We start from the raw sequence: 25,349 nt of genomic DNA on the forward strand, positions 1-25,349 counted from the left end.
CCCGCCGATGACGGATTAAAACACTAACAGCATCAAGCAGGCAAATACCGGTACCGCTGCGGTCAGGCTATCGATACGATCCAGAATGCCGCCGTGCCCCGGGATCAGATGACCACTGTCCTTGATACCGGCTTCACGTTTGAACATGCTTTCCGTCAGATCGCCCAACACCGAAGCCAGGGCCGCAATTACCGAACAGACCAATAGGGTCATAGGCACCACGTTCAGCGGCGCATAGCGGCCAAACAGCCACGAAATCACGGCAGACGTGACCAGCCCACCGACCAGCCCTTCCCAGGTTTTGCCTGGGGAGACCTTCGGTGCCAGCTTGTGTTTGCCAAACAGCTTGCCGAACATGTAGGCGCCGGAATCAGCGCCCCAGACCAGCAGCATAACGTACAGCAACCACCAGGCACCGGTAAAATGATTCTCTTCATAGCCGAACTGACGCAGTGCCAGCATGCCCCAGAAAAACGGCACGATGGTCAACAGGCCAAAGACCAGCCGCAAGGTGCGCGAATTTCGCCACAGCGCCGCCGAGCCTGGATAGAACAGCACCAGCAGCAGAGCCACCAGCCACCATCCCAGCGACAACCATAGCGGGCCAGCGATCTGCAATTGGTGAACAGACTGATGGTAGGCAGGCACGCTGAGCATCATCAGCGCCAATAGGAAACCGCACAATATCGCCAGCCAGATACGTTGGGGGCGGGCAGCAAAGCCAGCCAACTGCCCCCATTCCCAGGCGGCTAACATGCACACAGCGAGTGTTACCAGGGCAAAGCCCATCGGCGGCAGTAAGAACAGCGCTGCGATAACAATCGGAATTAAAATCAGAGCCGTTATGATGCGAGACTTCAGCAAAAGTTCCCCCTAGGACGCATTGGCGTCGATAGGTGTTGTTCCTCCGAAGCGACGCTCGCGTTGTGCAAATGCATTCAGCGCACCTTCAAAGACAAGTTCATCAAAATCTGGCCAGAGTACATCAGTAAAGTAAAGCTCGGCGTACGCAATTTGCCACAACAAAAAGTTACTGATGCGATGTTCGCCACCGGTACGGATCACCAGATCCACCGGAGACAAATCGCTCATGCAGACGCGCTCACCCAGTAACTCCTCGCTGATCTGGTCCACGCACAGCGTACCCTGCTGCACTTGCTCAGCCAGATCCTTCACTCCCTGAATAATATCCCAACGGCCACCGTAATTGGCGGCAACGTTAAGCGTCAGGCCATCGTTATTTTCTGTCAGTTGCTCCGAGCGGCGGATACGCTCTTGCAAACGTGCGCTGAACCGGCTGACATCGCCGATCACACGCAACCTGACATTATGTTTATGCAGGCTTTTTACTTCGCTGTCCAGTGCGCGGACAAAAAGCTCCATCAGCGCGGAGACTTCCTGCGCCGGACGGTTCCAGTTTTCGCTGCTGAAGGCATAAAGCGTGAGTGCATCTAAATGGTGACTGGCGGCAAAACTGACCGCGCGGCGTAACGATTTCACCCCTGCTTTATGACCGAAGACACGTAACTTGCCCTGGCGTTTAGCCCAACGCCCATTGCCGTCCATAATGATCGCGACATGACGTGGCCCATGAGCAGAAAGATTAGCTTCTTGTTGGTTTGCGGACGACATAACTCGTACTTATTTCCTCGGTAGAAACACCACAGCCTTGCCGGAATATCGGACCTTACGCGCAAAAAAAGCCGTGTGCCTGACACAGCTTTTCAGTCTGCCTGCCTGGTGCCCCAAGGGGCTCCCGGCAAAGATTGGCGTAAGTTTTCCCCGTCTTCTGGCTTGGCACTGCCCTATTGGCCGCGTTTGTCAGGTAAAAAGAGCTGCCAATCCGGCCATTATTCAACGGTATAACCGGTGATTATGGCGCAGACTATAACACCTCCGTGAAGCCTGAACAAACGGCCACACGGCGGCCTGGCGAGTTTACCAGCAAATTCAGACAATGTAGCAGAGCCGAATTTGCCCTCGGTACACCCCGCCCAAGTGATTAAACCCGCAGGTTATGAACCAGACCTCGAGCCACCTCACGCGCCTGACGATCGATCTCCAACACCATCTCAATACTGGTTGGCTCCGCCAGCGCCATACATTCAACAACCTTTTGGTTCACGGCTGAAATATCAGTGAAACGAATTTGTTGCTGCAAAAATGCCGCTACGGCAATTTCATTGGCCGCGTTGAGCGCGGTGGTCGCCGCCTGGCCCGCATCGAAGGCTTCGATCGCCAAATACAGGCAAGGATAGCGCTCACGCTCCGGCTCGGAGAAGGTCAGCGCCCCGATACGGCAGAAATCGAGTGCAGCCACCCCGGAGTGGACCCTCTGCGGGTAAGCCATGGCATGGGCAATAGGCGTGCGCATATCCGGCGTACCCAGTTGGGCCAGCACGCTACCATCGGCATAGCGCACCATGGAGTGGATCACCGACTGCGGATGGAGGATCACTTCCATCTGCTCTGCCGAGGCGTTGAACAGCCAGCGAGCCTCGATATACTCCAGCCCCTTGTTCATCATGGTGGCGGAATCTACCGAGATTTTGCGCCCCATAGACCAGTTGGGATGCGCACAGGCCTGATCCGGCGTCATAGTGGCGAACTGTTCCATCGGCGTAGTACGGAACGGGCCACCGGAACCGGTCAGCACGATGCGCGAAACGCCGTGGGCTTCCAGCGAGCTATACCCCAGTTGGCGTTGGATGCTTTCTGGCAGGCTCTGGAAGATGGCGTTGTGCTCGCTGTCCAGCGGCAGCAACTGTGCCTGGCTCTTTTGCACCGCGTCCATAAACAGGCGGCCACAGGTGACCAGAGACTCTTTGTTCGCCAGCAGCACCTGCTTACCGGCACGAATAGCGGCCAGGGTGGGCAACAGCCCAGCGGCCCCGACGATAGCGGCCGTCACCTGATCGACGTCGTCTAATGCGGCCAGCTCGCAGGCTGCCTTTTCACCGGCCAACACGTCGGTTTTCACACCGTTTTCTGCCAGCACGGCGCGTAACTCATTGGCGGCCTGCTCATCGGCCATTGCCGCATAACTCGGGCGGAACTCTATGCACTGCTGCGCCATGACCGCTACATTACGGCCAGCTACCAGTGCCTTGATCGCGAAAAGGTCGGGATTTTCCCTGACCACGGCCAGGGTGCTGGTGCCCACGGAACCGGTGGAACCCAGAATTGTCAGTTGCTTCATGAGATCGCTCTGAATCTACTGCGTGATGAGATCGGATGTACACCACAGTGTAACTTGCATCACGGCTGGTTTACGCTCTGTGCGTACGATAAAACGAGATCTGCACCACAAAAAATAAAGCGCCGCCAAGGCGACGCTTTATTTCAAGGCGATGGAGATTAGAAATCCATCAGTTCTTTTTCTTTATCGGCCAATGCCGCATCAAGCAGTTTGATGTAGGCATCGGTCATTTTCTGGATATCGTCTTGTGAACGGCGATCTTCATCTTCGCTGATTTCTTTGTCTTTCAGCAGTGCCTTCACTTTATCGTTGGCATCGCGGCGCACGTTACGCACGGCCACACGGCCCTGCTCGGCTTCACCACGTACGACCTTGATCAGATCCTTACGGCGCTCTTCCGTCAACGGAGGAAGCGGAACGCGGATCACGGTGCCAGCCGAGCTTGGGTTCAGGCCCAGATCGGAAGACATAATGGCTTTTTCTACCGCCGACCCCAGAGAACGGTCAAACAGGTTGATCGCCAGCGTACGGGAATCTTCTACCGTGACGTTGGCCAGTTGGCGCAGCGGCGTTGCTGTACCGTAGTATTCCACCATGATGCCGTCCAGGATGCTTGGAGAAGCACGGCCAGTACGGATCTTGCTGATTTGGTTTTTAAATGCTTCGACGCTTTTTTCCATGCGTGAATCAGCATCTTTTCTGATTTCATTAATCACGTTGCGAACCCTTGGAAGCTGGTTACTTGGCAGGCTGTACTGAAAAGTATAGCCCGTGAATTTTACTTATCAGAAGCACACAACGCCTGGCGTTACCCACTCCTGCGAAATTTGGCCAAACAGCCGTTATTTGGTGATCAGAGTACCTTCGTTCTCACCCATCACCACGCGACGCAGTGCGCCCGGCTTGTTCATGTTGAATACGCGGATCGGCAAGCCATGATCGCGGGCCAGCGTAAACGCCGCCAGATCCATCACTTTTAACTCACGCTCCAACACGTCCTGGTAGGTGATCTGTTCGTACAGCGTTGCGTCCGGGTTTTTCACCGGGTCAGCGGAGTATACACCATCCACTTTAGTCGCTTTCAATACCACATCGGCTTCAATTTCGATGCCGCGCAGGCAGGCCGCAGAATCCGTGGTAAAGAACGGGTTACCCGTACCGGCGGAGAAAATCACCACGCGGTTGTTACGCAGCAGGCTGATCGCCTCTGCCCAGCTGTAGTTGTCACATACGCCATTCAACGGAATGGCAGACATCAGGCGGGCGTTCACATAGGCACGGTGCAGTGCATCACGCATAGCCAGGCCGTTCATCACGGTAGCCAGCATTCCCATGTGGTCGCCCACTACGCGGTTCATGCCGGCTTGTGCCAGACCTGCACCACGGAAAAGATTGCCACCGCCAATAACTACACCGACCTGGATGCCCAGCTCGACCAGCTCTTTTACTTCCTGAGCCATGCGATCCAAAACGCTAGCGTCGATCCCAAAGCCTTCTGCACCTTGCAGGGCTTCACCACTCAGTTTGAGCAGGATACGCTGATAAACGGGTTTTGCATTGGTTGCCATGGTGTTCTGTCCTAAGAAGCAGTAGTAATAGTATTGGGGTTTTCAACCGATTAGCCTGGGCACGCGGGGCCCATCATCGGCGTTTCTCTGGCTGGATAAAATGGAGCCGCCTCGCGGCGGCTCCATTAACAGCATTAAGACTGTTTGCTCATTGCTGCAACTTCAGCAGCAAAGTCAGCTTCAACTTTCTCGATGCCTTCACCCACTTCAAAGCGGATGAAATTGGTTACGTCAGTGTTGTGCTCTTTCAGCACCTGAGCAACGCTCTTGCTTGGTTCGATCACGAAAGGCTGACCGGTCAGAGAGACTTCGCCGGTGAATTTCTTCATGCGGCCTTCAACCATCTTCTCTGCGATTTCTTTCGGTTTGCCAGACTGCATGGCGATGTCCAACTGAACTTGGTACTCTTTCTCTACCACTTCAGCAGACACATCTTCAGGCTTGACGAATTCAGGCTTGCTAGCGGCAACGTGCATTGCCAGCTGCTTAACCAGCTCTTCATCCGCGCCTTTGGTAGCGGCAACCAGAACACCGATGCGAGCACCGTGCAGGTAGCTACCCAACACGTCGCCTTCCAGGGCAGCAATGCGGCGAATGTTGATGTTCTCACCGATTTTTGCCACCAGAGCAACGCGCTCTTCTTCGAACTGCGCTTTCAGCACGTCAACGTCAGTGATTTTGCCAGCAAAAGCCGCATCCAACACTTTGTCAGCGAAAGCCTGGAAACCGCCGTCTTTAGCAACGAAGTCGGTCTGGCAGTTAACTTCCACGATCATGCCGAAGTTGCCTTCGATCTTGGTTTTGATCACGCCGTCAGCAGCTACGTTGCCTGCTTTTTTCGCCGCTTTGATCGCGCCAGATTTACGCATGTTTTCGATTGCCAGCTCGATGTCGCCGTTAGATTCGATCAGCGCTTTTTTGCAATCCATCATACCTGCGCTGGTACGCTCACGCAGTTCTTTTACCAGGGCAGCGGTAATATCAGCCATTTCTTTTTCCTCGGTTATCTCGCTCGGAGATAGTTCTCATTCAGATAAGCAAAGGGGGCCCTTAAAGGCCCCCCTAACCAACATATTCAATACCTGGTTAATAAGGGCTTGACCTTATTATTCAGCTTCTACGAAGCTTTCTTCCGCCTGAACGACCAGATCTTGAGAACGACCTTCACGGATGGCGGCAGAAACGGCGGTCAGGTACAATTTGATTGCACGGATTGCGTCGTCGTTACCAGGGATGATGAAGTCAACGCCGTCTGGATCGGAGTTGGTATCAACGATAGAGAATACCGGGATACCCAGGTTGTTGGCTTCTTTGATCGCGATGTGTTCGTGATCGGCATCGATAACAAACAGAGCGTCTGGCAGACCACCCATGTCCTTGATACCACCCAGGGAGTTTTCCAGCTTGGCCAGTTCACGAGTGCGCATCAGCGCTTCTTTCTTGGTCAGCTTGTCGAAGGTGCCGTCTTGGGACTGGATTTCCAGATCTTTCAAACGTTTGATTGACTGACGAACGGTTTTCCAGTTAGTCAGCATGCCGCCCAACCAGCGATGGTTCACGAAGAACTGATCGCAGCCGTTAGCATATTCTTTTACCGCTTCGCTTGCTGCGCGCTTGGTACCAACGAACAGGATCTTACCTTTGCGGGAAGAGATCTTGGTCAGTTCAGCCAAAGCCAGGTTGGCCATTGGTACGGTTTTTTCCAGGTTGATGATGTGAACCTTGTTACGTGCGCCGAAGATGAAAGGCTTCATTTTCGGGTTCCAGTAACGGGTCTGGTGACCAAAGTGTACACCAGCCTGGAGCATGTCGCGCATGGAAACAGTTGCCATGATTAAAACCTCTATTAGAGTTGATTGGGGTTATGCCTCCACGTATCCCATAACGCCGACCCGGACAATGACGTGAGCCATCTCAAGGCACCCCGGCGGATGTGTCGATACGTGTGTGTTATTTACACAATGTGAGTGCAGTTAAAACTACTTCGGTCATTTCCTCATTGGCACTCAAGGCCGAATGCGGATCTGCCGGCGCGCTTTATACCATAAACCCGCCCCAGACACCAACTTTTGTTGCAGTTGGCCTGGCCCTTCACAAATGAAATTTGGCAGCCTCAAGCCGGGCTGATACCATAACTCAATGCCTTATCTTTCTACCTTGTCGACCATAACGACACCTGCGGACTAACTTTCATGGCAATTTCAATTAAAACACCTGATGACATTCAAAAGATGCGCGTTGCGGGCCGCCTGGCCGCAGAAGTGCTGGAAATCATCGAGCCCCACGTTAAACCCGGCGTCACCACCGGCGAGCTGGACAGGATCTGCCACGAGCATATCACCAATGAACAGCAGGCGATCTCGGCCTGCCTGGGCTACCACGGCTTCCCAAAATCGGTCTGTATCTCGGTGAACGAAGTGGTGTGCCACGGCATCCCAAGTGACGACAAGGTGCTGAAAGACGGGGATATCGTCAATATCGATGTGACCGTTATCAAAGACGGCTTCCACGGCGACACCTCCAAGATGTTCATCGTCGGTAAACCCACCATTCTGGGCGAGCGCCTGTGCCGTATCACCCAGGAAAGCCTGTATCTGGCCTTGAAGATGGTCAAACCGGGTATCCGCCTGCGCACTCTGGGTAAAGCCATCCAGCAGTTTGTTGAAGCAGAGAAGTTCTCCGTCGTGCGCGAATATTGCGGCCACGGCATCGGCGAAGGTTTCCACGAAGAGCCGCAGGTACTGCATTACGATGCCGATGACGGCGGCGTGGTGCTGCAGGCCGGTATGGCCTTCACCATCGAGCCTATGGTCAACGCCGGTGATTACCGCATCCGCACCATGAAAGACGGCTGGACGGTGAAAACCAAAGATCGCAGCTTGTCGGCACAGTATGAGCATACTATTGTGGTGACTGATAACGGCTGCGAGATAATGACGTTGCGCAAGGATGACACCATCCCCAACATCATTACGCACGAGATGTAAGAACCGCAGGGTTCTTGTGACAAGCCGGCCTATGCCGGCTTTTTTTATGGGCGGCGAAACATGTCTGAAAATTATCGTGAGCTAGAAACCCCGGCCGTACCCAAGAAGCCGGACGCTCCCAGCACCTATGCCGATGACGAGATCAATTGCCTGGCCCTCAAACAGCGGCTTGAGCAGTTTCAGCAGTGGCTGGCAGCGGCCTTCAATGCTGGTGCCAGTGCCGAAAGCCTGGTGGCGGCGCGCAGCAAGTTTATCGATCGACTATTGCGGCGGCTGTGGCTGTTTTACGGCTTTGACACTATCCCCGAAACGGCGCTGCTGGCCGTCGGCGGCTATGGCCGTGGTGAACTGCACCCGCTGTCTGATATCGACGTGCTGGTACTCAGCCAGACTCGCCTGAACGATGAACAGGCCGCTCGCGTCGGTGAATTCATTACCCTGCTGTGGGATCTCAAACTGGAAGTCGGCCACAGCGTGCGCACGCTCGAAGAGTGCCTGCTGGAAGGCTTGGCGGACCTGACCGTTGCCACTAACCTGATCGAATCCCGCATGATCTGCGGCGACGTCGCCCTGTTCCTGCAATTGCAAAAGCACATTTTCAGCGACGGCTTCTGGCCTTCGCCCAAATTCTTTGACGCCAAGCTGATCGAACAGCAGCAACGCCACCAGCGCTATCACGGTACCAGCTACAACCTGGAGCCGGATATCAAGAGCAGCCCCGGTGGCCTGCGTGATATTCATACGCTGATGTGGGTGGCCCGCCGCCATTTCGGCGCCACCTCGCTCGATGAGATGGTCGGTTTTGGCTTCCTGACTCAGGCCGAGCGCAACGAATTGAACGAATGCCAAAGCTTCCTGTGGCGTATTCGTTTTGCCCTGCACCTGGCGCTGCCGCGTTATGACAACCGCCTGCTGTTCGATCGCCAGCTCAGCGTGGCCCAGCTGTTGCGCTACGAGGGGGAAGGCAATGAACCGGTAGAGCGCATGATGAAGGATTTCTATCGCATGACGCGCCGCGTCGGCGAGCTGAACCACATGCTGCTACAGCTGTTCGATGAAGCGATCCTGGCATTGGACGCCACGGAGAAACCCCGCCCGCTGAACGATGATTTTCAGCTGCGTGGCGATCTGATCGATTTGCGCGACGAAACGCTGTTTATCCGCCAGCCAGAAGCCATCATGCGCATGTTCTACCTGATGGTACGCAACCGCGAAATAAAAGGCATCTACTCCACCACCGTACGCCAGTTGCGCCATGCGCGCCGCCACCTGAAACAGCCACTGTGCAACATTCCCGAGGCCAGAGAGCTGTTTATGGTCATTCTGCGACACCCAGGCGCGGTCTCACGGGCGTTGGTGCCAATGCATCGCCACAGCGTGCTGTGGGCCTATATGCCGCAATGGGGCAGCATCGTCGGCCAGATGCAGTTTGACCTGTTCCATGCCTATACCGTCGATGAACATACCGTGCGTGTGCTGCAAAAGCTGGAAAGCTTCTCCGATGAGGAAACTCGCCCACGCCATCCGCTGTGCGTGGAGCTTTATCCTCGCCTGCCTCACCCAGAATTGCTGTTGCTAGCGGCGCTGTTCCACGATATCGCCAAAGGGCGCGGGGGCGATCACTCCATTTTAGGCGCCCAAGACGCCCTGGAGTTTGCTGCATTGCATGGCTTGAACTCACGCGAAGCACAGCTGGTTGCCTGGCTGGTACGCTGCCACCTGCTGATGTCGGTTACCGCGCAACGACGTGACATTCAGGACCCGACCGTGATCCAGCAGTTCAGTAGCGAAGTGCAAAGCGAAACCCGTCTACGCTACCTGGTTTGCCTGACGGTCGCCGATATCTGTGCCACCAACGAGACCTTGTGGAACAGTTGGAAACAGAGCCTGTTGCGCGAGCTGTATTTCGCCACCGAGAAGCAACTGCGCCGTGGTATGCAGAACAGCCCGGATCTGCGCGAGCGGGTGCGCCACCATCGTTTACAGGCGCTGGCATTGTTGCGTATGGATAATATCGATGAAGAAGCGCTGCACCATATCTGGAGCCGCTGCCGCGCCGACTATTTCCTGCGTCACTCGCCGAATCAGCTCGCCTGGCACGCCCGCCACCTGCTGGCCCATGACTCAACCAAGCCACTGGTGCTGGTCAGCCACCAGGCCACGCGTGGCGGCACCGAGATCTTTATCTGGAGCCCGGACCGCCCTTACCTGTTCGCCGCCGTTGCCGGTGAGCTGGATCGGCGCAATCTCAGCGTGCATGACGCCCAGATCTTCACCAACCGCGACGGCATGGCCATGGACACCTTTATCGTGCTGGAGCCGGATGGCAGCCCGCTGGCCCAGGATCGTCATGCCGCGATCCGCCATGCGCTGGAGCAAGCTATCACCCAGCGAGATTATCTACCGCCGCGCGCTCGGCGTCCGTCGTCCAAACTACGCCATTTCAGCGTACCGACAGAGGTCAGCTTCCTGCCAACTCATACCGATCGCCGCAGCTATCTGGAGCTAATTGCCCTCGATCAGCCCGGCCTGCTGGCACGCGTGGGTGAGGTTTTCGCCGATCTGGGCCTGTCGCTGCACGGCGCACGTATCTCCACCATCGGCGAACGGGTCGAGGATTTGTTTATTTTGGCCGATGCCGATCGCCGGGCGCTGGATCCGCAAACACGCAGAAAATTAGAACAACGGTTGACAGAGGCACTCAATCCAACCGATAAAATGTGATAAAAGTAACCTTTCGTAAATAAAATCAGGACAGAGAACAGCATGCAGCAATTACAGAACGTTATTGAAAGCGCCTTCGAACGCCGCGCGGATATTACCCCGGCCAACGTAGACACCGTAACGCGTGAAGCGGTAAACCAGGTGATCGCCCTGCTGGACAGCGGCGCCCTGCGCGTTGCCGAGAAGATCGAGGGGCAATGGGTTACCCATCAGTGGCTGAAAAAAGCCGTCCTGCTGTCTTTCCGTATCAACGACAACAAGGTAATGGACGGTGCAGAAACCCGCTATTACGACAAAGTGCCGATGAAATTCGCTGACTACGATGAAGCTCGCTTCCAGAAGGAAGGCTTCCGCGTAGTGCCACCGGCTACCGTGCGTCAGGGGGCATTTATCGCTCGTAACACCGTGCTGATGCCTTCTTACGTCAACATCGGTGCCTACGTCGACGAAGGCACCATGGTAGATACCTGGGCCACCGTAGGCTCTTGTGCACAGATCGGCAAAAACGTTCACCTGTCCGGCGGCGTCGGCATCGGTGGCGTGCTGGAGCCGTTGCAGGCCAACCCAACCATCATCGAAGACAACTGCTTTATCGGCGCGCGTTCAGAAGTGGTTGAAGGCGTGATCGTGGAAGAAGGTTCCGTGATCTCAATGGGCGTTTATCTGGGCCAAAGCACCCGCATCTACGATCGTGAAACCGGTGAAGTGCACTATGGCCGCGTACCTGCTGGCTCCGTGGTCGTATCCGGCAACCTGCCTTCCAAAGATGGTTCCTACAGCCTGTATTGCGCTGTGATCGTCAAGAAAGTGGACGCCAAGACCCGTGGCAAAGTCGGGATTAATGAGTTATTGCGCACTATCGACTAAGCTTGAACGGCGGGTGCATCACCCGCCATTTTTTTGCCTTCAATACGCGGGCCGTCACAGTCTGTGTCGGGCGTTTTGGCCATACTCTCTGGCAGTGAAATATTCCTGATGTGTTTCGATTTGCAGCTCACAACACTGCATATTGGCTAATCAGGCAAATATAGTTGATTAAAAGGTGGCGCTATTATGTATGACAACCTGAAAAGTTTAGGTATCAATCAACCGGAAGATATCGATCGCTATAGCCTGCGTCAGGAGGCCAATAACGACATCCTCAAGATTTACTTCCGCAAAGATAAGGGCGAGTTCTTTGCCAAGAGCGTGAAGTTCAAGTATCCACGCCAGCGCAAAACCGTGGTGGCAGACAATGCCGGCCAGGGTTACAAAGAGATCCATGAGATCAACCCTAACCTGCGCTACGTGATCGATGAACTGGATCAACTCTGCCAGCGCGATCAGGTGGAAGTGGATCTGAAACGCAAGATCCTTGATGACCTGCAGCATCTGCAAAACGTGGTCACCAACAAGATTGCCGAGATCGAATCCGATCTGGAAAAGCTGACGCGCGGTAAATAACCGCCACCCTCAGTCTAGTATTTGTCAGTTTAGGACGATTGGTCGCCCCTCACCCCTGCCCTCTCCCACTGTAGAGTCCAGGGATCTCATAAACACAGAGATTGGGAGAGGGAGCGAGCCCGGAGTCGCAGGCAAGTACAGGTGGTAAATTGTGGCACGTTAAGTCCCCTCTCCCCTGCCCTCTCCCACTGTAGAGTCCAGGGATCGCATAAACACAGAGATTGGGAGAGGGAGCGAGCCCGGAGTCGCAGGCAAGTATAGGTGGTAAATTGTGGCACGTTAAGTCCCCTCTCCCCTGCCCTCTCCCACTGTAGAGTCCAGGGATCGCATAAACACAGAGATTGGGAGAGGGAGCAAGCCCGGAGTCGCAGGCAGGTACAGGTGGTAAATTGTGGCACGTTCAGTCCCCTCTCCCTATGGGAGAGGGTTAGGGTGAGGGGAGTCACATTTTGCCGGTTTTCCGTGTGATAGGGTAAATCGGTAATCGATAGGGTAGTTACTGCTCCGGCAGGCAAAACCTAATTCTTTAACGCTTGCTGGCTGCGGCCTTGAGTGCGTAAGGGATTAGGTTTTTTTTTGCTTAAGCTTCACCACAGGAGATAGCAGGAATAAAATCATGCCTGGCCGCTCGCCACCAGGCATCAAGAGGTTATTTTCAGCAGTGCGCCCCACTGCTCTACCCACGGGCAGGAAACCACTTCTGGTTCAGGTTGTTCGATCGCATCAATCTCCAGCACTTCACCTACGCGCGTCGCTCCCTGCTCCTGCAGCAAAGCATCAAAGGTACGCCCGGCACCGCAGAAATTGTCATAGCTACTATCGCCCAGAGCAATCAAGCCATAACGCAGCTCCGGCTGATAGCCCACCTGGTCGCGAATGGCCTGGAACAGGGGGGCAATACTGTCAGGCAAGTCCCCTTGCCCGGTGGTGGAAGTCACGACCAGCGCATAATGCTGGCGGTAAAACTGCCACTCTGCCAGCGTCCCTTCCTCAAACACTTTGACCTCATGGCCCTGTTGTTGCAGGATATTTTCTGCCTCTTCCGCCACTAACAAAGAGTTACCGTAGACCGTTCCAACGAAAATGCCGACCTGAGCCATCGTTGCTGCTCCCTTATGACCGTTAAAAAATGATTAGCTATCCTGACCGTTAGCCTGCGGAAACTCAAGTTCTGGCAGCACGTTATGCCAGCCAAATTGTGACATGACACCTTGCCAATCCGCTTCCCAGGGCGCGGAAATATGCAGTGGTTGGCCGCTGACCGGATGAGTAAGTTGAAGATGGCTGGCGTGCAGCATCAGGCGTGAACAACCAAAATGTTCGGCCATCCCGCGGTTTTGCCGCAGATCGCCGTGAGCGGTATCACCAATAATCGGATGGCGCAGGTGCACCATATGACGACGCAGCTGATGCTTACGCCCGGTCTCTGGTTTCAGCTCAACCAGGCTATAGCGCGAGGTGTCATAGCGGCCAATCGCCACCGGCATCTCCACCGTTGCCAAGGGCTGATAATGACTTACCGCCGGTTTTGGAGCTTTATCCGGGTTGGCATGTTTATCCGCCAACTTATCCAGCTCTTCCGTCAGCGCATAGTCAACGGTGCCGCCCTCTAAAACATAGCCCCGCACCACCGCGTGATAGGTTTTCTGTACCTGATGCAGTTCAAACTGTTGCGATAATAACCGAGCCACATCGCTGGACAACGCCATCAGCAATATGCCGGAAGTAGGACGATCCAGACGGTGTACGGTAAATACGTGCTGACCAATCTGATCGCGCACGGTTTGCATGACAAACCTCGTCTCGTGACGATCCAGCCAGCTACGATGCACCAGCCAACCTGAGGGTTTGTTAACGGCGATCAGATGTTCGTCCTGGTACAACACCTTCATAGAGTGATTTTTTCCATAGATTAATCATGCATTTTATCTCCTTGCCCCTGCAAGCTGCAGCCTGCTGGCCGGTTTGCAGGGGCAAGGAGATAGGTAATTGATTGATTCTATCGTCAAACATAAATAATAACGAAACGAAAATCCCGTTTGGCGCTCTCGTTTTTGCCCCACGGGTCAGTAGTGCCTACACTGTACAAAAAGTAGCAAGGAGAGATAACGGTGAGTTGGAATATAACGCTTTTGATAACCCCCCTTTTATTGTCCATGTGCGGCATTCTGTTTTCACCACAGTTGGCAATGGCCTGTACTCGCGCGGTCTACCACGGCGAAGGTAATCTGGTGATCACCGGCCGCACTATGGACTGGAAAGAACAGCTGCACTCTGACCTGTGGATTTTCCCGCAAGGAATGGAGCGCAGTGGTAATGCAGGCAGCAACTCGATCAAATGGACATCTAAATACGGCAGCGTCGTGACTTCCGCCTATGGTGTTGCAACCACCGATGGTATGAATGAAAAAGGTCTGGTGGCCAATATGCTGTGGTTGGTGGAATCTCAATACCCGGCATTCGATGGCGAGCAGCCAACCTTATCATTGGCAGCATGGGCACAGTATGCGTTGGATAACTTCGCCACGGTGCAAGAAGCGGTTAACTCACTGGAAAAGGCCCCTTTTATCGTTGTGACCGGCGGTGTGCCTGGCCAGGAACGTTTGGCCTCCCTTCATTTGTCGTTGTCCGATGCCAGTGGGGACAGTGCCATTTTCGAATACATTAACGGCAAATTAGTGATTCACCATAGCCGCGACTATCAGGTCCTGACCAATTCCCCTACCTTCGATCAGCAGTTGGCCATCACCAAATACTGGCAAGGGATTGGGGGTAACGTCATGCTGCCTGGCACAAACCGTGCTGCCGACCGTTTTGTACGCGCACAGTTTTATATCGACGCTATCCCGAAATATCATCAGGCCAGGCTGGCAGCCTCTAGCGTGCTGAGCGTTATGCGCAATGTTTCTGTGCCCTTTGGCATCACGACCCCTGAAGAACCTAATATTTCTTCCACTCGTTGGCGCACCCTGGCCGATCAAAAGAACAAGCTGTACTACTTTGAATCGGCACTGGGCAGCAGTACTTTTTGGGTAGACCTGAAACGGGTCAACTTTGCTGCCGGCGCTCCGGTTAAAAAGCTGACGCTGGGTAAAGATGAGATGGCAGATTTTACCGGTGAAGTTTCCGCTGAGTTTAAAACCAGCCCTCCCTTTGAGTTCCTTGCTGCCGACGTCATAGATAACGGCTGAGCCCGCTCGATGTTGACTGGTGGCTCCCACTGCCACCAGCACTCCCTTTATATTCATCAGTCAAGAATACTTATTCAGTCACACTCTTGCACATTTTGACTAAAATTTAATCACTCATGCATTTGCTAAGTTCATTCCTCCTGTTACGCTGATGTTCACTCTTCAAACTCCGGACTATTGTTGCTTATCGATAAAATAGAGTAGATCTGAACGCTCCGGGTAAACACCGATATGGCATTAAAATAACCGGCAGAAAAAAGAGAACACCATAATAGGGAGAGAAAAACATGAGCGTTGAACGAGAATATTTGTTGCCAGCGATCTGGGTGCGTGAACACCTGGTCCAGGTCCCGCTGAATTGGTTCAATAACAAGGATACCCGCACCATTGAGATCTTTGCCCGTGAGTTGGTTGACCCGTTACGCCGTGATGAACAACTCCCTTGTCTGCTGTTTTTACAAGGTGGTCCCGGAGGGAAAAGCCCACGCCCTACGGCACGCAGCAGTTGGATCGCCGAAGCCCTCAAAAGCTATCGGGTGATCCTGCTCGATCAGCGTGGCACCGGGCGCAGTAGCCGCATTGAAGGTAAGAGTCTGGCCGGGCTAAGCGCCCACCAGGCGGCAGATTACCTGGCCTGCTTCCGCGCCGACTCGATAGTGAGCGATGCCGAATATCTGCGTAAAAACTGCTTTGGCGATCGCCCGTGGAGCACGCTGGGGCAAAGCTATGGCGGCTTTATCACGCTGACCTATCTTTCTCAGGCTCCGGAAGGCCTGCACTGCTGCTTTATGACCGGCGGCCTGGCAAGCCTGCAGCCCGATGCCGATGAAGTCTACGCTCATACCTATCCGCAGGTGATCGCCAAAAATCGCATCTTCTATCAGCGTTACCCACATCTGGAGCCGCTTATCGGTCAGATTGCCGACAAGCTGGAGCAGGAAGAGGTGTTGTTGCCCGATGGCGACCGACTGACCATACGCCGCCTGCAAAGCCTGGGGATCGATCTTGGCATGAGTGAAGGTTACGAGCGGCTACTTTGGCTGTTTGACGAAGCCTTCAACCCGGACGGTGAATTCAGCGACACCTTTTTGTCACAGGTGATGGCGTTGACCAGCTACGCGGAGAATCCGCTGTTTGCCGCGCTGCATGAAAGTATCTACGCACAGGATAAGGCCACCAATTGGGCAGCCCAGCGGCAACGGGGCAACTTCGATGCTTTCGCCGAAGATCGGCGCCCGCTTTACCTGACCGGGGAAATGATCTATCCCTGGATGTTCACCGAGATCGCCGCTCTGCGCCCCTTCAATGAACCCGTTAAGTTGCTGGCCGATCGCCGCGTGTGGTCACCGCTGTATAACAGCGATCGCCTGCTCGACAATCGGGTACCGGTATTCGCCGCCATTTATTTCAGCGATATGTATGTCGATTTGCAGCTCTCGCTGGCGACGGCGCAACAGGTGGGTAATTTGACGCCGTGGATCACCAACGAGTATGAGCATAACGGCTTACGCGTTGGTAATGTTTTTGGTCATTTGCAGACGATGGCGCAGAAAGCGGGCATTTACGCCCCCTCATCCCAACCCTCTTTCGCAAGGATAGCGAGCTGATGGCCCTGCTCTTTTGGCAGTAAAGAGAAAATCTCAAGCAAACTCTAAAGCTGTTTTGGAAGTAGAAGCAAACTCAATAACCTTCTTTATCCAAGGTAAGTCACTACCATTTCAAACACGCTCGTTCTGTCCCTCTCCCTGTGGGAGAGGGTTAGGGTGAGGGGAGAGGCATCTTAGTTCACCAGCTCAATGGTGATCAGGCGGCTATCGGCCCGGCCATGATCGTCCACCGCCCGGATGCGATACTGGCCATTGTTGACCGGCCGCCAATCGATGGCGGTTTTACTGCCGCTGCTGCCAAGATAAATATCATCGACAAACCAATACACCATTTTACTGTCCGCATCCGTCACCGCATTGAAGGAGATTTTGTCACGCCCCTGCTGCGATTGCCGCAAGGTATAGGTGGTATTTTTCAGCGGCGAGGTAATGCGCGGCGGGCTGCCCCCCATCGCCACCGCATTATCCTTGCAATGGTTTACCGGCGGAGCTCGCTTGGGTAATCCAGCCTGCGCAAACACGTTAGCCAGATCGGAAGGCCAGAACTCAAACACTTCGGTGCGGGTTTGTGTTTCATCATACGGCGGGCAGGCCACCTCACCGCTGTGAATATCCAACACCACCGGGCGATAGACGGTATCGACCTTGATCGGCGACTTGCCGGGGATAAACCAGGCTTTGCCTTTCTGCTGGCACCACTGCGTCGGCAGGTTGCCGCTGGCCAAGCAAATATCCACCCGCTTCAACTGTTTCGGGAAGGGGTGTTTCGGCTCCTGCAAGGCCGGATAGCTGGCGTTAATGCTGTCGATAATATTGAAAAATAGCGGGGCTGCCGCATCGGCCCCCACAAACACGTTGTTGCCTCTGCTGTCGAAATTCCCTTCCCATACCACCAGCACGTAAGGCCCGAAGATCCCGACGCTCCAGGCATCGCGGAAGCCCCAGGAGGTCCCTGTTTTCCAATAGACCGGCAGGGATGACGAGCGTTGTGCCAAAGTATCACCAGGCCGGCGGTGCTGGCGCAGCATATCCAGCGTAGTAAAGCTGGCTTCTTCGCTGAGCAAACGGATTGGTGGCGGATAGGCATCACTCTTTTGCATCCGTAATGGGCGCAATGCGCCCCGGTTAGCCAACAGCGCATACAGCTTCGCCAGTTCCTGAGCAGTGATTTCACCGCCCCCCAACACCAGCGACAATCCATAATGATTTTCACTGGCCAGGTTGGCGATGCCGGACAGGCTTAAAAACTGGTAAAACGTCGGTTGCCGTAGTTGTGAAGCTACGTACACCGCTGGAATATTACGGCTGAAATTCAACGCGTCCGTCGCCGTTACCGGCCCCAGGAAACGTCGGTCAAAGTTTTCTGGCGCATAGGCGCCAAAGGATGAAGGCACGTCCTTCAGGATGGTCATCGGATGCAGTACGCCCTGCTCCATCCCCAAAGCATAAATAAAGGGCTTGAGGGTCGAACCAGGGGAGCGCTTGGCATTGGTCCCGTTCACCTGCCCCTGGATCTCACGGTTGTAATAATCGGCAGAGCCTACCAGCGCCCTTATCCCCATATCACGGCTATCCACCAACAGCACCGAGGCATTATGGATCCCCCGGCTCTGGTTACGGACGATAAACGCGTTCACCTGCCTTTCGATCAGCCGCTGGAGCCCGGCATCCAACGTGGTATCCACACGGGTATCCAACTGCACTAACTGCTGGGTCTGTTGACGCAACTGTTCGATAAAGTGTGGAGCAATGTACGGCATCCGTTCTGGTTGGCGCAGTGCCAAAGGGAGTTGAAACAAGGCACGCTGACTACTGTCGGTGCTATACACGCCCTGCCAGCGTTGAAACAGGCGGTTACGGGCCTGCGTCAGGGCTTGCCCCAACACGCCGGTTTTAGGATCGATACGATAGCTGGGTGACTGTGGTAACACCGAGAGCGTCAGCGCCTCCGGCAAGGTCAGATCCTGCGGTGCCTTGGCAAAATAGATCAGGCTGGCCGCACCGATGCTTTCAATATTGCGGCCATAGGGGGCGTAATTGAGATAGGCTTCCAGAATATCGTGCTTGGAGTAGCTGAGTTCCAACTGCACGGCCCGCAGAACCTGCATCAGTTTACCGCCGGGTGTACGGGTATTCAGATGCCAATGCATGCGCGCCAGCTGCATGGTGATGGTCGAACCGCCCTGCATTTTGCCGCCGGCTACGTAGCTGCGCCAAAAGCCACGCAGCAGACTGACGGGGTTAAATCCGGGGTTGTAATAGAACCAGCGATCTTCATGCAGCAAAATACCCTGCACCGCCAACGGCGAGATCTTTTCCAACGGCGTCCACAGGCGATAACGGTCGTCATTGGCCAACGTGAGGCGCATCAGCGTCCCGTGGCGATCGTAGTAAACCGTAGAGAAGGGCACGCCCTGCGAAAGAGGAGGATGCGGCCACAGCCGGGCACCTACCAGGCCCAGCGCCAGCAGAAATACCGCCATCAGGATATTTTGCAGCCAGCGTTTTGCCACAGTAGGTACAGGAAGGATTTTCATGGAGTCTCGATACCCACGAACCCCGCAGCTCAACGCTGCGGGGCATCGCGATGGCTTATTGACTTTCCGCCGGTACAACCACCAGTTTACCGCTGCTGGCCGACATGGCCTGCACTTCACGATCGTACATGGCTTCGCCATAAGCCGGAGGGATCACAAAGCTACCGGTGTTGGTCGCTTTAATCTGGTAGACAAACTCCTGCACATCGGTGCTGGCGCTACCATAGATAATCACCCGGTCTTCGCGGATATCACTGTAATCAGGTGCCCAAGTGGAGCCCGAGGCAGCCAGTGGTGACTGCCACCCTGCATCCGTATTCTCGCTGGCTTCACCGTCTTCGCCGGTCGATTCTGGCTCTGGTGCCGTTTGCTGCACCACTTCAAATCCGCCAGGCAGCAGATCGACAATCGCCAGGTTGCTCTGCCCTTCTTTCGAATTGGCGCGGATTTTCAGATGAACGTTGATCTTCTGTCCTAACGTTACCTGAGTGACCGGTTTGCCCTGTTCATCGGTGTAATCACGGGTAATTTCCAAACCGCGAGCAATGGCTTTCTGTGGAGCAGCCAGATCGTAACCGGCCTGAGTGACCACATACCAGGCCGGAGCGTCGGCGCTGTTGGTAAAGCGGATAGCCTTGGCCTCGGCCGTAAACTGGCCTTTGGCAAACAGCCCTATCATCTCTGAAATCACCTGCGGATCGACGTTACCTTGCCTGCCGATCTGCGCAATCGTCAGCGAATCGCTAGCATTGGCCTGCGCCGCCACCTGAGCCGAGTAGCTTTCCAGCGCCAGGATACTCATCGCCGAAGAATAGGTGGTGTAGCGCTCTTCTTTCAACGCCTTGACCATGTTCTCCAGCACCTGCGGAGGGATGGAAGACACCTTCTCCGGGAAGTGGCGGGCGATCAGGTACAGACGCGTTGCGTCCTGCACCAGCGGATCGAAGTAATTCTGCGTCCACCAGCCTTTGTCATAGGCTTTGCTCAGTTGCTTCCAGCTAGGTTGCAGCAAGGCATTCGCCTCATCGTCCATTTTCAGCAGACGGTAAGACGATGCCAGATACAGGGCGCTCAGATCGGTTTTCCAGCTGTCTGGATACAGTTTCTGCAACGTATCCTGCACCGAGGCCAGCGAGTTGGTGGTAATTTCGCCCTGCAAGGTCAGCAGGTAGACCGCCCAGGTACGCAGACGCAGATGGTACATATCATCATAACGGTTGGCTGCCAGTTCACGCAGCGCACCGTTGGCATCTTCCAGCATCCCCACCGGCAAGGCATAACCCGCCGCTTTGGCTTCCAGCAGGTATTGCACCACGTATGGCGTGACGAAAGGATCGGTTTCCGGCGATGAACGCCAGGCACCAATGGCCCCGCTGTCGTTCTGGCGGGAACGCAGTACGCCGAGCAGGTTTTTCAGCTGTTTGCTGACTTCGGCCTGGCTCAGGCTGCTTTTCATTTCCGGATGCTGGCTTTGCATGATCAGCGGAATGGAACGGCTGACGATCTGCTCAGAACAGTAGTACGGATAATCCGCCAGATACTGCGCCAGGCCGTTGGTCAGCACCAACGGGGAGTGAGATACCGCCGCGCTACGCTGCGCATAGGCATCAAACATCTGCCGCAGATTATCAATATTCTGGCTGCTACCGCTCATCCGGCCCATCACCGTCTGGGTGCGGTAAGGCATTGCCGGGCGTACCGAGGTGCTAACGGTACGGCGGCTGGTTTTATCACCGTAACGCGCATCAAACACCAACGGAGCATCACCCAGTGCCGCCTTGGCACGCAGGCGGAAGTTGATCACGCCTTCACGCTTCTCCGCCAATGACAGGCTTTGCTCGGCCTTACCCACCACTTCCAACTGCGGTGGCGGCGTCAACTGCACGGCGATCGCCACAGGCTTTCCGTTCAACCCTTCGAGGTTATTGCTAACCCCTACGCTGACATCAAACTCATCCCCCGGTGCCACCATATAAGGCACATTCGGCGTCATGATGAAGTTGTCACGTACCGTCGCGGAGGTTTGGGCCTTGCCGATTTTGCTTGGCGTAACCGAAATGGCCATCACGCGGATCTTGCCGTTGAAGTAATCCGGCACCGGATAGGTAAACTGCTTCTCGCCGTTCACTTCGGTAATGCCAGACCAATAGGCCACCGGCTTGTCGCGCTTGCGCTTGAACGGATTCAGGTTGAGATCCAGCCCTTCACCCGCATCACCGCCCGGTGCCGCAGAAAGCGCCATCAGCTTGCTGAATTCCGGCAGGATCAGATCGAGGATCTGCGAGCTTTCCACACTCAGCTCACGCTTACGGAAGAAGTACTCCAGCGGATCTTTCAGGCGGTAACGCGCTACCTGCAAAATCCCTTCATCTACGGCAAACAGTGCCACCTGCTGTGGACCATCGGTTTTCACCGTCATCGTCAGGTTATCACCCGGCTTAATTACCTCAGGCGTCACTATTTCCAGGCCGTTTTGCCGGGCTTTGGTGCTGATTTTAAACGGCATGACGCCATAGCTCAGCGGGCTCATAAAGATCTCGCTGGAGTTCACGTCGCGCACAAACTGCACGTTGATATACCCGTTGCCTTCCATCCCGGCCGGAACCCGGATTTTCTGCACCGAGCTGGTGGTATCGGTGTGGAACCACTGCCAGGCATAGACACGGTCTTTTTCGATGGTGATCAAACCGCTGCCGGTATAAGGCGCGTTGATCGCCACTTCAATTTCTTCACCCGGCTGATATTCCGCCTGGTTCAGTTTCAGCTTCAGTTCGGCATTGCGATCCAGCGAACGGCTGAGGTTGGCATTGCCCGCCACGCTATAGGCGATACGGTTGAGCACCTTGCCCTGTGCATCTTCGATCACCAGAACAAAGTCACCCGGGGTGTCGGTTGCCAAGGTCAGATCGGTGCCCTGCTCGCTCAGCGCCAACGGCTGCTCGGACAACTGCACCTCTTTCATCTTCGACTGGTATTTATAAACGCCAGAATCTTGCTTGGTCAGCACCGAGATGTATTTCTGCTCGATCAACACCTGCTTCAGATCGGCGAGTGCAATCTGTTTCAGGGAAGGATCGACGGCAATCACGTTCAGATTTCTCGCTGAACCCCGGTTGATATAGCCTAAATCACCGTCTGGCTTCACGCCCACCAGATAGTCATACGGCGATACCAGCACCCGAGCGGTGGCGGCAACGGAACGCCCGCCACCCGCTACAAAGGCTTCTGACAGCAGTTGTAGCTGATAGGTGGCATCCGCATAGGACTTCAGATCCAGTGGGATATTCGCCACGCCCTGCTCGTTGGTGGTTCGGTCTTCCAGCTCGGTTTCAAAACCGTCGCTATTCTGGCGGTTCTCAAAGAAGGCGTAATCCGGGAAGCGATCGAAGCTTGGATACATTGGCCGTAGCGTCAGCTTCGAGGTAACTCGGCGATCCTGGGCAGGCGTGCCAAACAGGTTCTGCACATCGATGTTCGCCTGCAGCTCAGAAGGTTTCACCCACCCTTGCTGGCGGTTCGGCGTCAACTCCAGCTTCACCTTCAACTGGTCTGGCTCAAACTCTTTTACGTTGACGGCGGTATGGCCGAGCAAGGTGGAAGTGTCGTTATTCTTGCCAATCAGATACAGGTAAACGTTCCATTCGCCCGTTGGCGCATTCTCGTCGGTGGTGTAACTCAATTCATTGAAACCACTGCCACCGAGAGTCAGCGGCACCGTTGTCATCAATTTGTCGCGCGGATCGCGGATCTCGGCACGTACCGGTACGCCAGCCAGGGCTACGCCCCAATCGGCAGCACGGGTAATCAGACCAATATTGAAGGTATCGCCCGGACGGTACACGCCACGATCGGAGAACAGGTAACTGCTCAGGGTGTGTGGATCGATCGGAGTTTCTTCGCCTTCAATATCAAAGCGGGAGAAATCCAGCCCGCGGTCGTTGTAGCGGGTGGTCGGCAAGAAGGACACATCGCCCTCTTTTTCCACCAAGAACATCACCGGCTGACGTTCGTTGGTATACACGTCCAACGATGGGAAACGCACGTGCCCATTGGCATCGGTCACCTGGCTGAGCAGCGTCACGCCGTTTTTGGCGATCACCGAAACCTTGGCGTTACCGACTGGTGCACCGCTGTGGATAGATTGGACAAACACATCACGCGTTTTATCCTGCGAGCGTTTGGCAATGATGCCCAGATCGGTGACGACAACAAAGCGCGAATCTCCTACGCTTGGTGAATCATCCCCTTCCTGCTCGCCCTGATCGTCTTCATCCTCTGTGGCCTGCGTCTTTTTCTTTTCCGGCTGCCATTCCGACAGCGTCAGCAGGAACACGCCGCGATGGGAATCCGTGCTGGTGGACAGGTAACGTGAGAGATCTATGCCCTTATAGCTTACTTCACCCGGCTGATCGTTGTTGATGACCGTTTGATAGTTAAAGTGTTCGGTAAAATATTCATCGTTAAGCTGGTTGAACTGGGCCGAAGAGTATTCGCTGCTTTTGAATGAGACGATATGCTGCAGCTGGCTTGGGATCACCCGCTTGATATCCAGACGCAGGCCGGGCACGTTACGCGCCGCCACGCTGATTTGCTTGTCACCATTCACCGACAGCAGAGAACCCTGTGACATAAACTGCAAGGTTTTCGGGAAGTCTGGTACTTCGACGATACGGTAGACCTTCTCCGGCATTTTATAGCCGCCCGAAGAGGTCATCAGGTTAGTGATCTCCAGCAGCATAAAGCGGTGAGCCGGTGCGTCAAACTTGAAGCTGAACTGCGGTTGATAGGTCTCTTCCGCTTCATTCAGGGTCAGCGTCAGCGGCGTAGACTGGGCCATCACGCTGTTTTCGATGCTCTCGGTCCCGCCCCACTGATAAAAATCGTCCGGTTCGTTACTGGCTTCGGAATCGTTAGGATTATGCTGCGGCAACAGCCAGGCCTTGACCGCGCGCCCGGCATCTTTGTCTTTGATCGCATCGCTGAAGGCGACGATCAGCGCACGCTGGCCTTTGCTGCCATCGCTATCGACCACCTGGGCGCTAGCGTCCTTCACAGTGAGGCTATACAGAGTTGGCACCGACACCCAGCTGTCTTTCGATTGAGCGATCTCATTGGCAGACACCACCGACTTGATGCCCTTGCCCAGTACCAGATGCACTTTACCACCGTGATCCAGCGCTTTCAGCGGTTCAGAATGCACCCAGGCGTTCAGCTTCTTGGCATCGTAAACCAGGGAGAAATTAAGTTTCTTTTCAGATTTGGCGTTGGCTTCGATCAACCCCATGGCGATCTGCTTTTCAAAGCTGGCCACGTCCACTGGCGCATTGAATTTGACGTTGAAGATAGCGCTGCGCTTTTGCGGATCTTGTGGGTCTTGATAATACTCAGCTTGCCCAAGTTGATAGTCAAAAGCCGGGGCACTAAAGCTGTAGTGGGTGTTGGCGAGTTTAATCTGCGGGGCCAGCAACACGGCAGGCTCGAGCTTAACCTCATATTTGCTGCCCATCGGCAATGGGTTTTTCGGCGTGAAGACCAGGGTCCAGGCGTTATTCCACTTCCACTGCCCTTCAAGGGCCGGGCTGATGGAGATGCCTTTTTCCACGACCTTGCCAGCATCGGTCAACGGTGCCACGGAGTTTCTAAAGGTGAGGGTGACCTGCTGCGGCGCAGATTTCTGCACGGCAAAGTTAACCGGCTCAGGATCGGATACCCGCACGCTGGTTTCCTGGTACACCATCGGTGCCGGTTCAATCGGCTGTGGCCGATTCAGCCACCAGTGCCATCCGTAGAAGGCGCCACCCGCGGCGCACAACAGCACCAGCAACGACAGGCTAATGGCTTTGGGATATTTGTCTACCCCACCTTCCAGCCGCAGGAAGCCACGCCTCACCCCGCCGGATACCGCTGCCCACCAGGCAGGTGCATTCCAGTTCAGGTTGCCCACCACCGGCTTGAACAGCCGCCCCAACAGGCCAAAAACCAGGGCCAACAGGCGGAACAGGCCTTTTATCAACGTAAAAGGCAAACGGAGGATAAACTTCAGCAAATCCATGATTGCAGCACCTTTTTAATCCTTGAAAGACACCCAGAGAC

The 25,349-nt window shown here is 54.9% G+C and carries 17 protein-coding genes; 6 read left to right on the forward strand and 11 right to left on the reverse strand.

Annotated features, from left to right (window positions below):
- Positions 1-15: 15 nt before the first annotated feature.
- From cdsA to rpsB, 7 genes are all read right to left on the reverse strand, one after another.
- Positions 16-864 (reverse strand): phosphatidate cytidylyltransferase, encoded by an 849-nt coding sequence (cdsA, locus tag ACMV5H_RS12970; RefSeq protein WP_021179914.1) that lies wholly within the window; start codon positions 862-864, stop codon positions 16-18.
- Positions 865-873: 9 nt separating this feature from the next.
- Positions 874-1,632 (reverse strand): (2E,6E)-farnesyl-diphosphate-specific ditrans,polycis-undecaprenyl-diphosphate synthase, encoded by a 759-nt coding sequence (ispU, locus tag ACMV5H_RS12975; protein ID WP_414821945.1) that lies wholly within the window; start codon positions 1,630-1,632, stop codon positions 874-876.
- A 370-nt stretch (positions 1,633-2,002) separates the two neighbouring features.
- On the reverse strand, positions 2,003-3,199 hold the full coding sequence (gene ispC / locus ACMV5H_RS12980) for a 1-deoxy-D-xylulose-5-phosphate reductoisomerase (RefSeq protein WP_414821946.1): 1,197 nt from the start codon (positions 3,197-3,199) through the stop codon (positions 2,003-2,005).
- A 158-nt stretch (positions 3,200-3,357) separates the two neighbouring features.
- A complete protein-coding gene (gene frr / locus ACMV5H_RS12985) occupies positions 3,358-3,915 on the reverse strand; it encodes a ribosome recycling factor (RefSeq protein ID WP_021179911.1) in 558 nt (185 codons plus the stop codon).
- 126 nt (positions 3,916-4,041) lie between these two features.
- Positions 4,042-4,767: a UMP kinase gene (gene pyrH / locus ACMV5H_RS12990; RefSeq protein ID WP_021179910.1), complete on the reverse strand. Its 726-nt coding sequence runs from the start codon at positions 4,765-4,767 to the stop codon at positions 4,042-4,044.
- A gap of 134 nt (positions 4,768-4,901) precedes the next feature.
- On the reverse strand, positions 4,902-5,756 hold the full coding sequence (tsf, locus tag ACMV5H_RS12995) for a translation elongation factor Ts (RefSeq protein ID WP_021179909.1): 855 nt from the start codon (positions 5,754-5,756) through the stop codon (positions 4,902-4,904).
- A 117-nt stretch (positions 5,757-5,873) separates the two neighbouring features.
- Positions 5,874-6,599, reverse strand: coding sequence for a 30S ribosomal protein S2 (gene rpsB, locus ACMV5H_RS13000; RefSeq protein ID WP_414821947.1), 726 nt, complete (start codon positions 6,597-6,599; stop codon positions 5,874-5,876).
- 360 nt (positions 6,600-6,959) lie between these two features.
- Between rpsB and map the strand changes: the two genes are divergently transcribed.
- The 4 genes from map to ACMV5H_RS13020 all read left to right on the forward strand — a co-directional run bounded on the left by map (position 6,960) and on the right by ACMV5H_RS13020 (position 11,921).
- On the forward strand, positions 6,960-7,754 hold the full coding sequence (gene map / locus ACMV5H_RS13005) for a type I methionyl aminopeptidase (RefSeq protein WP_021179907.1): 795 nt from the start codon (positions 6,960-6,962) through the stop codon (positions 7,752-7,754).
- A gap of 60 nt (positions 7,755-7,814) precedes the next feature.
- Positions 7,815-10,478, forward strand: a complete 2,664-nt coding sequence (gene glnD / locus ACMV5H_RS13010) for a bifunctional uridylyltransferase/uridylyl-removing protein GlnD (protein WP_414821948.1) — start codon at positions 7,815-7,817, stop codon at positions 10,476-10,478.
- 42 nt (positions 10,479-10,520) lie between these two features.
- Positions 10,521-11,345, forward strand: coding sequence for a 2,3,4,5-tetrahydropyridine-2,6-dicarboxylate N-succinyltransferase (gene dapD / locus ACMV5H_RS13015; RefSeq protein ID WP_021179905.1), 825 nt, complete (start codon positions 10,521-10,523; stop codon positions 11,343-11,345).
- A 186-nt stretch (positions 11,346-11,531) separates the two neighbouring features.
- Positions 11,532-11,921, forward strand: a complete 390-nt coding sequence (locus tag ACMV5H_RS13020; RefSeq protein ID WP_021179904.1) for a DUF3461 family protein — start codon at positions 11,532-11,534, stop codon at positions 11,919-11,921.
- 641 nt (positions 11,922-12,562) lie between these two features.
- Here the strand turns inward: ACMV5H_RS13020 and ACMV5H_RS13025 are convergent.
- Positions 12,563-13,021: a flavodoxin gene (locus ACMV5H_RS13025; RefSeq protein WP_414821949.1), complete on the reverse strand. Its 459-nt coding sequence runs from the start codon at positions 13,019-13,021 to the stop codon at positions 12,563-12,565.
- 33 nt (positions 13,022-13,054) lie between these two features.
- Positions 13,055-13,813, reverse strand: a complete 759-nt coding sequence (gene truC / locus ACMV5H_RS13030; RefSeq protein ID WP_115159684.1) for a tRNA pseudouridine(65) synthase TruC — start codon at positions 13,811-13,813, stop codon at positions 13,055-13,057.
- Positions 13,814-14,077: 264 nt separating this feature from the next.
- Here truC and ACMV5H_RS13035 point away from each other — a divergent pair, with 264 nt between their 5' ends.
- Both ACMV5H_RS13035 and ACMV5H_RS13040 read left to right on the forward strand, forming a co-directional pair.
- Positions 14,078-15,112, forward strand: coding sequence for a linear amide C-N hydrolase (locus tag ACMV5H_RS13035; protein ID WP_414821965.1), 1,035 nt, complete (start codon positions 14,078-14,080; stop codon positions 15,110-15,112).
- Between the two features lie 287 nt (positions 15,113-15,399).
- A complete protein-coding gene (locus ACMV5H_RS13040; protein ID WP_021806113.1) occupies positions 15,400-16,719 on the forward strand; it encodes an alpha/beta fold hydrolase in 1,320 nt (439 codons plus the stop codon).
- Between the two features lie 173 nt (positions 16,720-16,892).
- Here the strand turns inward: ACMV5H_RS13040 and pbpC are convergent, their stop codons facing one another.
- Positions 16,893-19,256: a penicillin-binding protein 1C gene (gene pbpC / locus ACMV5H_RS13045; RefSeq protein ID WP_414821950.1), complete on the reverse strand. Its 2,364-nt coding sequence runs from the start codon at positions 19,254-19,256 to the stop codon at positions 16,893-16,895.
- A 55-nt stretch (positions 19,257-19,311) separates the two neighbouring features.
- A complete protein-coding gene (locus ACMV5H_RS13050; RefSeq protein ID WP_414821951.1) occupies positions 19,312-25,308 on the reverse strand; it encodes an alpha-2-macroglobulin family protein in 5,997 nt (1,998 codons plus the stop codon).
- Positions 25,309-25,349: the final 41 nt, after the last annotated feature.

It is taken from the genome of Serratia sp. N21D137, from assembly GCF_047530005.1.
GTDB lineage: Bacteria > Pseudomonadota > Gammaproteobacteria > Enterobacterales > Enterobacteriaceae > Chania > Chania fonticola_B.

Excerpts from the sequence above, each read along its gene's own strand:
- ACMV5H_RS13050 (WP_414821951.1), bottom strand. The coding sequence starts at position 25,308 with ATGGATTTGCTGAAGTTTATCCTCCGTTTGCCTTTTACGTTGATAAAA.
- pyrH (WP_021179910.1), bottom strand. The coding sequence starts at position 4,767 with ATGGCAACCAATGCAAAACCCGTTTATCAGCGTATCCTGCTCAAACTG.
- ACMV5H_RS13020 (WP_021179904.1), top strand. The coding sequence starts at position 11,532 with ATGTATGACAACCTGAAAAGTTTAGGTATCAATCAACCGGAAGATATC.
- glnD (WP_414821948.1), top strand. The coding sequence starts at position 7,815 with ATGTCTGAAAATTATCGTGAGCTAGAAACCCCGGCCGTACCCAAGAAG.
- ACMV5H_RS13035 (WP_414821965.1), top strand. The coding sequence starts at position 14,078 with ATGTGCGGCATTCTGTTTTCACCACAGTTGGCAATGGCCTGTACTCGC.
- truC (WP_115159684.1), bottom strand. The coding sequence starts at position 13,813 with ATGAAGGTGTTGTACCAGGACGAACATCTGATCGCCGTTAACAAACCC.
- tsf (WP_021179909.1), bottom strand. The coding sequence starts at position 5,756 with ATGGCTGATATTACCGCTGCCCTGGTAAAAGAACTGCGTGAGCGTACC.
- ispU (WP_414821945.1), bottom strand. The coding sequence starts at position 1,632 with ATGTCGTCCGCAAACCAACAAGAAGCTAATCTTTCTGCTCATGGGCCA.
- rpsB (WP_414821947.1), bottom strand. The coding sequence starts at position 6,599 with ATGGCAACTGTTTCCATGCGCGACATGCTCCAGGCTGGTGTACACTTT.
- ACMV5H_RS13040 (WP_021806113.1), top strand. The coding sequence starts at position 15,400 with ATGAGCGTTGAACGAGAATATTTGTTGCCAGCGATCTGGGTGCGTGAA.
- dapD (WP_021179905.1), top strand. The coding sequence starts at position 10,521 with ATGCAGCAATTACAGAACGTTATTGAAAGCGCCTTCGAACGCCGCGCG.
- pbpC (WP_414821950.1), bottom strand. The coding sequence starts at position 19,256 with ATGAAAATCCTTCCTGTACCTACTGTGGCAAAACGCTGGCTGCAAAAT.
- ACMV5H_RS13025 (WP_414821949.1), bottom strand. The coding sequence starts at position 13,021 with ATGGCTCAGGTCGGCATTTTCGTTGGAACGGTCTACGGTAACTCTTTG.
- ispC (WP_414821946.1), bottom strand. The coding sequence starts at position 3,199 with ATGAAGCAACTGACAATTCTGGGTTCCACCGGTTCCGTGGGCACCAGC.
- map (WP_021179907.1), top strand. The coding sequence starts at position 6,960 with ATGGCAATTTCAATTAAAACACCTGATGACATTCAAAAGATGCGCGTT.